The organism is Francisella sp. 19X1-34 (assembly GCF_041102755.1).
Lineage (GTDB): Bacteria > Pseudomonadota > Gammaproteobacteria > Francisellales > Francisellaceae > Francisella.
Genome location: NZ_JBGCTX010000001.1, coordinates 16,243 through 28,649, shown reverse-complemented (window position 1 = coordinate 28,649; position 12,407 = coordinate 16,243). Strand labels below are relative to the sequence as shown.

The following is a 12,407-nucleotide window of genomic DNA, read 5'->3' as shown; positions in this document are numbered from 1 at the left end:
ATGGCTCCTGAATACTCTAGATTTTACAATATTCTTGGTTATAAGTTTAAAGATCAAACACTTTTGTTAAGAGCTTTGACTCATCGTAGCAAAACGAAGAAAAACTATGAAAGATTAGAGTTTCTAGGGGATTCAATACTAGGCTTCGTGATAGCCGAGGAGTTGTACCATAAATTTCCAGATTTAGCAGAGGGAAAACTTTCTCAGATAAGATCAAAACTTGTCAAAGGTGCGACCTTGGCTCAATTAGCCTTGCAGTTTAATATAAACGAGTATGTTATCTTGGGTGCGAGTGAACAAGGCGGACAAAAAAGAGAAAAAATACTTGAAGATATCTTTGAAGCTATAATTGGGGCGATTTATTTAGACAGTGATTTTGTAACTGTTAGAAAAGTTGTACTGAGTTGGTATAAAGATGTAATAGCAAATATTAATTTAAATAACGTTAAAATAAAAGATAACAAATCAAAGCTTCAAGAAATTCTTTTACAAAATTCTTTAAGTTTGCCAGAGTATAGTATTGAGACTATAGAAGGTAAAGATCATGAGCAAGTTTTTACTGTTAAAGCGAATTCAAAAGAGTTAAATATTGATGTGGTGGCTCAGGGGACATCACGTAGAAAGGCAGAGCAACAAGCTGCTGGAAAAATGATAGAAATATTAGCAAAGCAAGGCTTACATGAAAAAAAATAGATTAAATCTAAATGGTGTAATAGTAGTCGATAAATCTAAAGATATTAGTTCAAATAAAATTCTTCAACAACTAAAATACTTATTTAATGCTCAGAAAGCTGGTCATACAGGAACATTAGATCCTATGGCAACCGGAGTTCTACCTATATGTTTTGGTAGAGCTACTAAAATTGCTCAATACCTACTTGATGCAGATAAAGAATATATCGCGACTATTAAATTAGGTGTTGAAACTGATAGCGGTGATGCTGAAGGTAATGTGATTGCTGAAAATCAGAATATACCAACTTTAACAGAATCTTTAATTGAGGATGTGTTAAGACAATTTCGTGGTGAAATATCTCAAGTACCCCCAATGTATTCAGCTCTTAAGTATAATGGACAGCCATTATACAAACTTGCTAGAGAAGGTAAAAAAGTTGAGATAAAACCACGTTGTATAAAAATATATGAATTAGAACTGCTAGGTTTCTCTGAAACTACTATAAGAGTGCGAGTTAAATGTTCTAAAGGAACCTATATCAGGAGTTTAGCTATAGATGTAGGTAAAGCGTTAGGTTGTGGCGGACATCTAGTAGCTTTACAAAGAACCCTAAGTGGTCCTTTTGATTTAGATCAAGCATTTACCCTTGAGCAACTAAAAGATTTAAACTTTGAAGAAAAAATTGCTAGTATAGCTAGTATAGAGAGTGTGTTTGTTGATAAGCCGATATATTCTCTTGAAGAAAAAGAGAAAGATGATTTATATAAAAGAGGGCTCTTAGCAGATAAACCAAACTTAGATAAAACAGTTAGAATATATGATGACGGAAAGTTTGTTGCTATAGCTGAATTTGAGAAAGGTAAATTAATAAGTAAAAAATTTTTTGATCAGGATATATTGATAAGTGAGTAAATATAGCATACAAAATGATCCAAATAGGGATCTAGAAGCACAAAAATACGATAACCCAATACCAAGTAGAGAGGTTATACTAAACTATATAAAAGATACTAAATTACCTGTGAGTATCGAAAATATAGCAACAGCATTAGAGATTTTTAAGAAGAGTCTGTTTGACGGGTTAGTTAATCGCCTTGGAGCAATGGTTAGAGATGAGCAGTTAGAGAAGGATAAGTCATACTATAGTCTGCCAGAGATGGTTCCTATTTATATAACTTCAAAAGTTACATCTGATAGAGATTCTCGTTTAGAATTATTTAGTAATACTTTAAATACAAAAGTTGGTATTTTATCACATCAATCAAAATTGGTAATGGTTGGTGATGAAGTTACCGCTAAAGTTTTAGGTGTTAATAAGAGAGGCAAGATTGAGGCCGAAATAAAAACTATTGTTTCAAGAGCTCAAAAGACTGTTACAGGGTATTATTATAAAAGTTTTGATTGTCACTTTTTAAAACCAATAAGCAAAAATATAACTAATGATATAGTTCTTTTACCTCCAAAAGAAAAGATCGAACATAATTCATTAATAGAAGCAGAAATAGTAGTTCAACCAAGCGTAAATAGTTGCGCTGTTGCTAAATTTAAGCAAGAAGTCGAAGCCGTATCACCTGTCAAAGAGGCAATGATGATGGCTACGCAAAAATATGATTTAGTTGAACAATGGAGTAAAAAAGCACTTAGATATTTAGATGATATCTCTGAAGATGTGTCTGTTGGTAGTAGAATTGATCTACGCAATAAGCATTTTGTAACTATAGATGGTGAAGATGCTAAAGATTTTGATGATGCAGTATATGCGCATAAGACTAAAAGTGGTAGTTGGAAGTTATATGTTGCAATTGCTGATGTATCAAATTATGTAGCAAAAGATTCTGCATTAGATTTAGATGCAAAACGTCGTTCAACTTCGGTCTACTTTCCTGGTTATGTTATACCTATGCTGCCTGAAAAATTATCTAATGGACTATGCTCATTAAGACCTGAGGAAGATCGATATTCACTTGTTTGTGAGATGAATATCAGTAAGCAAGGCAAGCTCTCAAGGTATAAGTTTTATTCAGCAGTAATTAACTCAAAAGCGAGACTTACTTATACAGAAGTTGCTAAGCTTTTAGAGAAAAAACAAAATACTATTGTTGAGAAAACTCCTGAGCTAGTACCTAACTTATTTGATTTATATGAGTTATTTAATGTGTTGCATGATGCTAGGGAAATAAGAGGAGCAATAGATTTTGATACTGTTGAAACACGAATAATACTTAACGAACATAATCATATAGAGTCAATTATCCCAAGACATCGTAATGATGCTCACAGGTTGATTGAAGAATGTATGCTTGTGGCAAACGTTGCAGCTGCTAAATTTATGATTAAGCATAAGAAAACTTCGCCATTTAGAGTCCATAGTGAGCCTAAAGAAGATCGTATGGAGACTCTGAAAAAATATCTATCAAGGCATGGTATACATCTAGCTTATGGTAAAGATGGTAAGGTTACACCGAAAGCTTTATCTGAAATGCTTGATAGTATAAAAGATCGAGCCGATTATGATGATATTCAGATGATGACTTTGCGTAGTATGAATCAAGCAGTATATAGTATAAACAATGATGGACACTTTGGTTTAGCGTATAACGAATATACCCATTTTACTTCACCAATTAGAAGGTATCCTGATTTAGTAGTCCATAGAATTATCAAATCAATTATTAACGAATATAAGCATGGTGGGGCAGATTATAAAGATTCTGAATTAGCTAATATTTGTGATAATGCTTCACAACAAGAGCGTAATGCTGATGGAGCTTCTAAGCAGGTGGAAAATTGGCTTAAATGTTACTTTATGCAAGATTATATTGGTCATGTTTTAGAGGCACAAGTTAAGCATGTTAATGGTTTGGGACTTTTTGCTGAGCTCAAAGATATGTATATAGAAGGTTTAATACATGTCTCAGCTATTCCGGGGGATTATTACATCTATGATGAAACTAAAGATATACTTATAGGTAAAAGAACTCACAAAGTTTATAAAATTGGTCAAGATATAACAGTAAGGGTTGTTAGAGCTGACTTAGATAGGATACATATCGATTTTGAATTATATGATCCTCGTATTAGTAAGCCTTTTGATGCAAGTGCTACTGAGAGACCATCAGCTAAAAAAACAAAGAAAAATAAAAAGGTTAAAAAGAAGAGAGCAAGACGCCGTAGAAAAAATAAGGAAAAAGTAAAAACCAAAGAAAAATCTTAGAAGATAAATAGTATTATTAGATCTTGTAACTTCATCAACTGTTCTAGGTTGGTCTATATAGTTTATTTAGTTTCATAAATTATTTTTATACATTTCACTTTTTATGGAAGATGCTTTAATGTAACTTATATAAATATAGGTATAAGTAAATTAGCGCAAAATGGGCAAAATAAATAAAAATAGCGAATCATTAACTAAACCGTATGATCTAGGTAATGGCTATATTATGTCATCTATTTCACCTCAAGGAAAAATTATTTCACTGAATACTACGCATAATAAACATGGTATTGTTAAGCTTGCCCCTTTGCAGCGTTTTCCTGAAGGCAAGTGGTATGATCCAAGTTTTGTAAGGTCATATAGAAATAGTTTTTTGAGTAATAAAACTGCAGAGAAGGGTTATGGATTAGACTTTAATAGATCTAATGAAAGAATTAACCTCTCTGATTTAGTTATATACGATCAAACAAATAGCTTATTTAGTCAAACATCTTTAAACCAAATTTCAATTTCTCTATCAATATTTACAGTACCTAAAAGTAATTTGTTAATACAGAAATATTCGATTAAAAACCAAGATACTGCTTGTCAGCTGATTAGTGTAAGTTTAAATGGGTTGTGGGGTATTATACGTGCTAGCTATGCACAGATAACTGAAAATGGCCCTATTGCATTTCCTGAAACTAATAACCTTTATCAGAAGATCGATGATCATACATTTATGATTGATGAATTAGGTACCGGTAGTTATCTTAAAGTCTCGTTGATTAGTAGTTCGAGTATTAACTGGAATTTGCCAGATACTATCGATAATTCGAATAAACCTGTATATATAGACAATACTGCAAAGTTTGATTTAGATAAAAACTCACAAATGGAAATCTATGTTTGCTATAGTCTTTCAGACAATAAAGAAAAATTACATAATAGCTCTTTGTCATTTGCTAATATCCAAAAATTTGAAAAATTAAATGCACAATATTGGAAAAAATTTCAAATTAAGCTCGATGACGAACGACAGAGCTATATAATTTCTAGAAATTTTGCTTACACATATGGGTGTTGTTGCTTAAAAGAGAATGGTGCAATGATTACTGATCATCAGTCACTACCTCTGACTTGGAACCGTGACAACTATTTCATGTTTAAATTGTTAGAATCTGTGTTTAGGATTACCAATCAGACTGAAATAAAAGATTATATGCTTTCGCATATTTACTGGTTGTTTACCTATATGACTAATGATGGGTGGGGCAGATCACATGTTATTAATGGAAAAGTTAAAGATAAGGTTTTTCAGTTTGATCAGCAATGTTATCCAATTTTAGAAGTATATGATTTACTTAAAACTTGTCCAGATTTAGTTGAAAAGATAAAGCCATTTTTTTGCAAACTAGATCAGTTAAGTGATATTTTATTATCTGAAAAAGCAGATGACGTGTTTTTATTTAAAACCGAAGAAAATCCTGCTGATGACCCTGTCTTGTATCCATATCATTTTTCAACTCAAATATTAGCTTGGCGTACTTTTGAGTGTTTGAATAAGCTAGATTTAGAATATTCATTTTCAAAAAAAGATTTTGGTCAGATAGCTTATAGTATCAAAGCAGATATTATGAAATATATGATTACTGAACATAATGGTAAAAAGCTTTTCTGCTATACGACAGATTTACAAAATCATGAGCTTTATCATGATGCTAACGATTTACCAACAGCTTTAGCTCCTTATTGGGGCTTTATCAAAGTAGACGATGAGGTATTTTATAATACTATTAAATGGTCATTCTCTGCTGAGAATAGAGGATATTATTCTGGGGAAATTGGCGGGTTGGGATCAGACCATGCTAAGGGGCATTGGCCATTAGGGACAGCTCAACTTCTTGCAATATCATTAGTATCAAAAAATGAGAAATTGTGGTGTGAGACTGTGACAACACTCGATAAAATACTACAAAAAGACGGACTTTTTTCAGAGTCTGTATATCCTGATACTGGAAAAGTAAATACAAGATATTGGTTTGCATGGCCTGGAGCTACCATTAGTTGGTTATATCTATTGAAGCATTTTGATTTGGACTAATAAAATATAAGGCATACCAATGTACAAAAAAGAATACTCAAATTTAAATATAAAAGTAAAGCTTGTTGCTACCTATATCTTAACAGCATTCTTAATTTGTGGTTTATCGACTTTTGTTATGCAAGGTGTTGAGGTTTATCATATCTCATATAGTGCTGCAGGATCATTGGAATCATACTATCAGATTTCGAAGATTATTTTTGCTTTTGCTGTTATATATATAACCAATAAGCTAGGGTTGAAAAGAGGACTTATCTTGGCACTATGTATTATTGCATTATATTGTTTCCTTGTACCACTTTTTAACTCAATATGGACAATAAGATTTTATCTGATTTTAGCAGGAGTAATCTTCACTTTTTCTAAAATGTTTGTTTACTCTTATACATCTTTAGCTACAAATAACCCCAAAGAGCATGCAAGTTTTATTAACTTTGTTGAAGGTGTTTATATGTTTTCATTTTCAATAGGTATGTTACTTTATTCTTTATTTATGAAATTAGGAAACTGGCTGCTTATTTTTTATTTATTCTGTGGTTTTACTTTGGTGGTTGCCTTAGTATGGTCTTTTACAAGAATTGATGAATCGTTATTAACTGAGGATAAAAAAGTTGATTCAAATATGGGCTTTGCAAAGTTTAAATCATTATTAAAACTAATTCTTTTCCCAAGTGTATTAGTTTTTTTAATTATGATGGGGATGGAGGAGTCTATTGAACAAGGGATGGGTAGTTGGTTGCCTCAGTTTAATAACAAAATCTTAGAGCTTCCACATTATATTAGTATTCAAATGGCGAGCATTTTAACTTTTTCTTTTGCAATAGGAAGGTTATTTGGTTCTTTTATTTTAAAGCGAGTTAGTTGGAAGAAACTATTTAGCGTGTATCTAATAATTTCAATTGTATTGTTAAGTGCGGTGTTGCTCTCAATTGAACCTGGGTCTGGAAGAGATGTTTCTAGTATATTTAGTGCACCAATAAATGCTTATTTGTTGCCTCTTGTTGGCTTTTTTATTGGCCCGATATTACCAACCCTATGTTCAGTTATACTAACTAAGTTACCTTTAAATAAACATGCACTTATGATGATCGTAATTATTTTATTTGGTGCATTAGAATCTGCTTTAGCTTCTAAGGTTACAGGTATATTATTTGGTAGTATAGGAGGTATAACTTCATTTGCTCTAGTAACAATTTTACCTTTATTTATTTTACTTTTATTGATAGGGGTATTTACTTTATTAGAAAGAAGTGAACAGAAAGTGAATAGTTAATTATTTTAAGGAGCTTCATGCCCATTTGAAATTTCTAAGATCTTAAACCAATCTTGAACATCTAAGTCTATTTCTTGTGATTTAACAGTATTTTCTAATCTTGAGATATTTTGACTGCCTATAATTACTTGAGGATTTGTTGGATGCTTAAGTAACCACGCCATAGCAATTTGATCAATGCTATTTACACCATACTTAGCAACTAGAGTTTGCATAAATGCAACAAGCTCTTTTTCCTTAGCTGTTTCAGGGTTAAAAATTTTACCACCTGCTAAAGGTGACCATGCCATAGGACGAATCTTGTGTTGTTGTAATTGATCTAAGGTACCATCATAAAAAGTATCTGTATGTAGTACTGATATCTCAACTTGGTTTGTTTTTAGAGGAATATAGCTGTTTAATAAGCTAAATTGCGATGGGGTAAAGTTTGATACACCAAACTCTTTTACTTTACCTTCTTTACGTAATTTTTCAAAAGTTTTGGCAATTACTTCGGCATTCATAAGAGGGCTAGGTCTATGTACTAATAGTAGATCAAGGTAATCAACACGTAGATTTTTTAGAGAGTTTTCAGCAGATTCTATAATACTTGCTGGAGATAAGTCGTAGTGTTTGACTTTATTATTTGGAGTGAAGTCACACTCAAATTTAATACCACACTTACTGACTATCTGCATTTTATCACGTAGATGAGAATGGTTTTGTAAAGCATCACCAAAAAGTTTTTCGCACTTATATTCTCCATAAATATCAGCATGATCCATTGTTGAGATACCTAAATCGAGAGCTTTTTCGACTAGCTCAATAGTTTGTTTTTGAGATAGTTTAGCATCATCTAGGCGCCAGAAACCTAAAGCAAAATTGTTTTTTAGCATAATTTTTCCTTAATTTTTTTAGAAGTGGAAACATATTTGATTAAGAAAATCTTATAAAAAAAAATACTAATTTACAATAAAAAATCCTTCCTTAACAAATTACTAAGTGATAGTTTAGATTAAATAGTTGTTTTATTTACATTAAAGGAAGTTTAATTATGGTATTTAAAAATGAGCATATACAAGAGCAAAGAACTACTAATGGTAAGCCTTTCCCTTATGTCCTAAAAAATGATGGACAAGTGACTTCTAGTGAAGAGTTTTTAGGCTGGGTGGAAGAAAATAAAGATGCGCTAAAAGACTTATTATTAGAACATGATGCGATACTATTTAGAGACTTTCCTGTTGATGAAGCACAAACTTTTGAGGAAATGCTAGATATAGCTGAGTTTCCTCGTATGGGATATGTTGGAGGAGCTGCTCCACGTAATAAAATGACAAATGGTAGAGTATTAACAGCTAATGAGTCACCATCTAGTGAAAGTATTCCATTTCACCATGAGATGGCACAAACTCCAAACCCACCTAAAAATATTTTTTTCTATTGTCATATTGCTGCAGAAAAAGGAGGTGCTACGCCAATCCTACAATCAAACTTACTTTATAAAAGTTTTATTGACATAGATCCTGAGTATGCAAATATGATAGAGAATAAAGGTGTCAGATATATTCGTGTGATGCCGCCTGAGACAGACGCTAAATCAGCTATTGGAAGATCATGGAAAGAAACTTTTCAGTGTGAGACTAAAGAAGAAGCTGAGAAAGTAATGAAAGAGCTTGGTACAGAGTGGGAGTGGTTAGACAATGATAATCTAAAGACAATCACAGCAGTTTTACCAGCTGTTAGGTTTGATGAGCAAACACAGCAAAAAACATTTTTTAACTCAATGATAGCTGTCTATACAGGTTGGAATGATGCTAGAAACTCTGGAGAAAAGTCTGTAGTAACAGGTGATGGTGAATATTTAGATCCTAAAGTTATGCATAAACTGGTAGAAGCTGCTGAAAAAGATGCAGTTGCATTTAAATGGCATAAAGGTGATGTAATATGGATTAATAATAATACAGTTTTGCATTCTCGCCAACCTTATGAAGGTGAAAGAAAAATCTGTGCTTCTATATCTCAATAAGTAAGATAATTGCTTGTATTTCTAATTAATAAATCTGGAGTGTATGATTAATGAAATTAAAACTACGTAATTATTTTGCCTATGGTTTAGGTGATGTCTTTGGAGGAGGTGCCTTTACTCTTATAGGGACTTTCTTTTTAATATTTCTAACAAATAATGTTGGTTTATCTCCATGGCTAGCAGGACTTATATTTGGTTTAGGGCGTTTTTGGTTAGCTATTGTTGACCCGATAGTAGGGAATCTATCAGATAGGATTCGTTCGCGTTTTGGCCGTAGAAGAGTATTTTTCTTGATTGGTTTTATTCCTATATTGTTTACGTTTATTCCTTTGTGGATGACTCCTATGCATGTTAATGCAGATCATTCTAATGAGTCTCATGTATTTATATACTATTTAGTAATGTATTGTGTGTTTGATTTTATTTACTCGATACTTGATACTCCATATGCATCTTTAGCGGCAGATATGAGTCATGACTATAAAGAAAGAGTATATCTCTCAGCTTTTAGAATGGGATCATCTCAGTTTTCAGCAATACTATCTACAGCTATTGCACCTTTACTTTTAGTAAGCTTTTCATATAGTGCCAAAGCTTATGTAGTTATGGCTACAGTATTTGCAATACTTTATGCAAGCGTTTGGGTAATAGTATTTCTAGGTACAAGTGAGATACCTCCTAAAAATAACTATAAAGAGAAAAGTCTAAGATGGTTTATGGTGCCATTAAGTGGTTTTATTAGCTTTTTCTCAGCTATTAAAAATAAGACATTTCGTTATCATCTTGGATTGTACTTATTTGCATTTGCTGGTTTAGATATTCTTATGAGTTTTTCAGCTTATTATATAAATGTATATTTAGATAAGCCTGAGTTAATGTCATATGTAAGCTCAATGTGGATAGTACAATTAATAGTTCTGCCAGTGTATATATTTATTGCAAGTAAGTATAGTAAGGCAACAGCTTATAGAATAGGTGCTTGTATTTGGTTTTTAGCTGTAGTTGCTCTAATAAACTTAACTCCTGAGAATGCTTCTCCATTTACAGTAAGCCTTCACTTCGGCTTAATAGGATTGGGTTTATCTGCATGTTATGTAATGCCTATGACAATGCTTAGTTTTGTTACAGAAGTTGATACATTAATGAGCTGTAAGAGAAGAACAGGGATATATGCTGGTGCAATGTCATTTGCTAGAAAATTTTCCCAAGGCGTTTTAATATTACCGGGAATAGGGCTTTTGTTGACAGTCATCGGTTATAAAAAAAATGCAGCAGTCCAAACACCAGAAACTCTATTTTACTTACACTGGGTATTTGTATTAGTACCTTTGGTTCTTATTGTAATAGGGTTCTTATTTTCATTAAAATTTGCTGTAAACCGTAGGAATTTCCATTTACTTCAAATAGAAGTAAATCGACTTGAATTAGGAGATACTGCAGAATCAGATTGTCATAGTACAAGAGATTTATGTAGAAAAGTTACGGGTAAATCTTATAGAGCATTGATAGACACTTGGAGAGAGTTTTATTCAAAGCATTCTTAATGCTGTAAATATATCATTATATATCTAAGCAGTTTTCTTAGGTTGTTTAAAATCCCAGACAACTCTAAATTTCTTAAGTACATATAAGATCATATATGTCATGTCTAGCTGCCAGAACTTAAGGTTGTTTCTTACTGAGTATGCAAATTTGTGATGATTATTATGCCAGCCTTCACCAAATGTTATTAGCGCGATTAACCAATTGTTACGACTATTATCAGTAGTCTGGTAATCTCTAGAACCAAAAATATGGCAAATTGAATTTACACTAAAAGTAGTATGATAAAGTAGTACTGTGCTTAATATACCACCCCAAAATACAAAAGCTAATCCCGAAGTTTCAAGAGTCGGATAGAAGTAGCTAATACAACTGCCTAGTATAAAAAGTCCAACTAAGTATAGTGCAAAAGATTCATGAGCATATTTATCAAGCCATACTATCTCAGGATATTTAACCCAGTCTTTAATAAACTTAGGATCTACTTCATCACTTCTTGCTTCAAAAACCCAGCCTACATGAGCTTGAAAAACACCATTTTTAGGAGAGTGCATATCTGTTTCTTTATCTGAGTGGATATGATGATATCTATGGTGTCCTGACCACCATAGAGGTCCTTTTTGTGAGGCCCATGTACCCACCAAAGCTAATATGAATTGAAAAACTCGTGATGTTTTAAAAGCTTTATGTGAGAAATAACGGTGATAGCCAGCAGTAAGAGCAAATGTTCTCATACTAAAGGTTACAAGAAATACTAAAAGAGCTGTAATATTATAATTCACAAAAAATATTGCTAAGCATGCTAAGTGCATTGCGCTAAAAGCTATTATTGTGAATTTATTTGATTGTTGTTGCATAAGCTCTCCACGTTAGATCATTTTTTTTGCAATTTTAAAATATAGTTTGTAAGGCAATGTTGCAATCAGTTTTAGAATTATAGTGAATTTTTTCGTAAAATGAACCTCAAACTTATTAGATTGTAGACCTTTTATAATGCTATCTGCTGCCTGTTGAGGTTCAAGTAGAGCAGGCATTTTAAAGTTATTCTTCTCCGTTAGCTTAGTTTTTACAAAGCTTGGATTAATTAAACGGATATCTAAATCAGGGTTTTCTGCCTTTAAGCTTTCAACCAAGTTGATGACACCAGCTTTACTTGCTGCATAGGGTTGAGACCTTGGTAACCCAATATAACCAGCTACACTTGCTGTTATAGCTAACTGACAATGGGAGTTGTTTTTTAAATACGGTAGTACAAATCTAATTAGATAAAAAACAGCAGTAAGATTTGTTTGTATTGTTTTATCTAAGTTTGAAATAGCAATATCACTAATTAAAGATGGTTCATAAAAAGCCGGTAAGTAGATTATAAACTCTGGATTATGATTTAGCGCAGATTTAGCAGCTTTTTCAAATTCTGAGAAGTTAGCTACATCAAAGCTTATTATTTCAGATTTATTCTTTAGGTTACTAGCAATATCTTGAAGCTTTTCTTCAGAGCGAGAAGAGACTATAAAGTTAGCATCTATAGAGCTATCTAATCTTTGCAAAAGTGCTTTTCCTATACCATCTGTAGCACCTATTATCCATATGGTTTTATTTGCAAATTTTTGCATA

At 32.2% G+C, this 12,407-nt stretch carries 10 protein-coding genes; 7 read left to right on the top strand and 3 right to left on the bottom strand.

Annotation, left to right across the window (positions count from 1 at the left end; translation table 11 throughout):
• From rnc to AB8E56_RS00120, 5 genes are all read left to right on the top strand, one after another.
• Window positions 1–693, top strand: coding sequence for a ribonuclease III (gene rnc, locus AB8E56_RS00140; protein WP_329476695.1), 693 nt, complete (start codon window positions 1–3; stop codon window positions 691–693).
• On the top strand, window positions 680–1,588 hold the full coding sequence (gene truB, locus AB8E56_RS00135) for a tRNA pseudouridine(55) synthase TruB (protein WP_329476693.1): 909 nt from the start codon (window positions 680–682) through the stop codon (window positions 1,586–1,588). The genes rnc and truB overlap by 14 nt, the downstream gene beginning before the upstream one ends.
• Window positions 1,581–3,890 carry a ribonuclease R gene (gene rnr / locus AB8E56_RS00130; RefSeq protein ID WP_329476691.1) on the top strand — a complete coding sequence of 770 codons (2,310 nt, stop codon included), beginning with the start codon at window positions 1,581–1,583 and terminating at the stop codon, window positions 3,888–3,890. Before truB ends, rnr begins: the two co-directional genes overlap by 8 nt.
• 160 nt (window positions 3,891–4,050) lie before the next feature.
• Window positions 4,051–5,973: a glycoside hydrolase family 125 protein gene (locus tag AB8E56_RS00125; RefSeq protein WP_329476689.1), complete on the top strand. Its 1,923-nt coding sequence runs from the start codon at window positions 4,051–4,053 to the stop codon at window positions 5,971–5,973.
• Window positions 5,974–5,992: 19 nt separating this feature from the next.
• Window positions 5,993–7,246 (top strand): MFS transporter, encoded by a 1,254-nt coding sequence (locus AB8E56_RS00120; protein WP_329476687.1) that lies wholly within the window; start codon window positions 5,993–5,995, stop codon window positions 7,244–7,246.
• 5 nt (window positions 7,247–7,251) lie between these two features.
• On the opposite strand, the gene AB8E56_RS00115 is transcribed toward AB8E56_RS00120, so the two are convergent.
• Window positions 7,252–8,121, bottom strand: a complete 870-nt coding sequence (locus AB8E56_RS00115) for an aldo/keto reductase (RefSeq protein ID WP_329476684.1) — start codon at window positions 8,119–8,121, stop codon at window positions 7,252–7,254.
• A 158-nt stretch (window positions 8,122–8,279) separates the two neighbouring features.
• Between AB8E56_RS00115 and AB8E56_RS00110 the strand changes: the two genes are divergently transcribed.
• Together AB8E56_RS00110 and AB8E56_RS00105 are read left to right on the top strand one after the other, a co-directional pair.
• Window positions 8,280–9,251, top strand: coding sequence for a TauD/TfdA family dioxygenase (locus AB8E56_RS00110; RefSeq protein ID WP_329476682.1), 972 nt, complete (start codon window positions 8,280–8,282; stop codon window positions 9,249–9,251).
• Window positions 9,252–9,301: 50 nt separating this feature from the next.
• Window positions 9,302–10,795 (top strand): MFS transporter, encoded by a 1,494-nt coding sequence (locus AB8E56_RS00105; RefSeq protein WP_329476680.1) that lies wholly within the window; start codon window positions 9,302–9,304, stop codon window positions 10,793–10,795.
• A 24-nt stretch (window positions 10,796–10,819) separates the two neighbouring features.
• On the opposite strand, the gene AB8E56_RS00100 is transcribed toward AB8E56_RS00105, so the two are convergent.
• Together AB8E56_RS00100 and AB8E56_RS00095 are read right to left on the bottom strand one after the other, a co-directional pair.
• Entirely contained in the window at window positions 10,820–11,650 is an 831-nt protein-coding gene (locus AB8E56_RS00100; protein WP_329476678.1) for an acyl-CoA desaturase, read from the bottom strand.
• A gap of 12 nt (window positions 11,651–11,662) precedes the next feature.
• Window positions 11,663–12,406 (bottom strand): SDR family NAD(P)-dependent oxidoreductase, encoded by a 744-nt coding sequence (locus AB8E56_RS00095; protein WP_329476676.1) that lies wholly within the window; start codon window positions 12,404–12,406, stop codon window positions 11,663–11,665.
• Window position 12,407: the final 1 nt, after the last annotated feature.

Bases quoted from the DNA above. Each gene is read 5' to 3' on its own strand.
- rnc (WP_329476695.1), top strand. From the start codon at position 1: ATGGCTCCTGAATACTCTAGATTTTACAATATTCTTGGTTATAAGTTT.
- truB (WP_329476693.1), top strand. From the start codon at position 680: ATGAAAAAAAATAGATTAAATCTAAATGGTGTAATAGTAGTCGATAAA.
- AB8E56_RS00125 (WP_329476689.1), top strand. From the start codon at position 4,051: ATGGGCAAAATAAATAAAAATAGCGAATCATTAACTAAACCGTATGAT.
- AB8E56_RS00120 (WP_329476687.1), top strand. From the start codon at position 5,993: ATGTACAAAAAAGAATACTCAAATTTAAATATAAAAGTAAAGCTTGTT.
- AB8E56_RS00115 (WP_329476684.1), bottom strand. From the start codon at position 8,121: ATGCTAAAAAACAATTTTGCTTTAGGTTTCTGGCGCCTAGATGATGCT.
- AB8E56_RS00110 (WP_329476682.1), top strand. From the start codon at position 8,280: ATGGTATTTAAAAATGAGCATATACAAGAGCAAAGAACTACTAATGGT.
- AB8E56_RS00105 (WP_329476680.1), top strand. From the start codon at position 9,302: ATGAAATTAAAACTACGTAATTATTTTGCCTATGGTTTAGGTGATGTC.
- AB8E56_RS00100 (WP_329476678.1), bottom strand. From the start codon at position 11,650: ATGCAACAACAATCAAATAAATTCACAATAATAGCTTTTAGCGCAATG.
- AB8E56_RS00095 (WP_329476676.1), bottom strand. From the start codon at position 12,406: ATGCAAAAATTTGCAAATAAAACCATATGGATAATAGGTGCTACAGAT.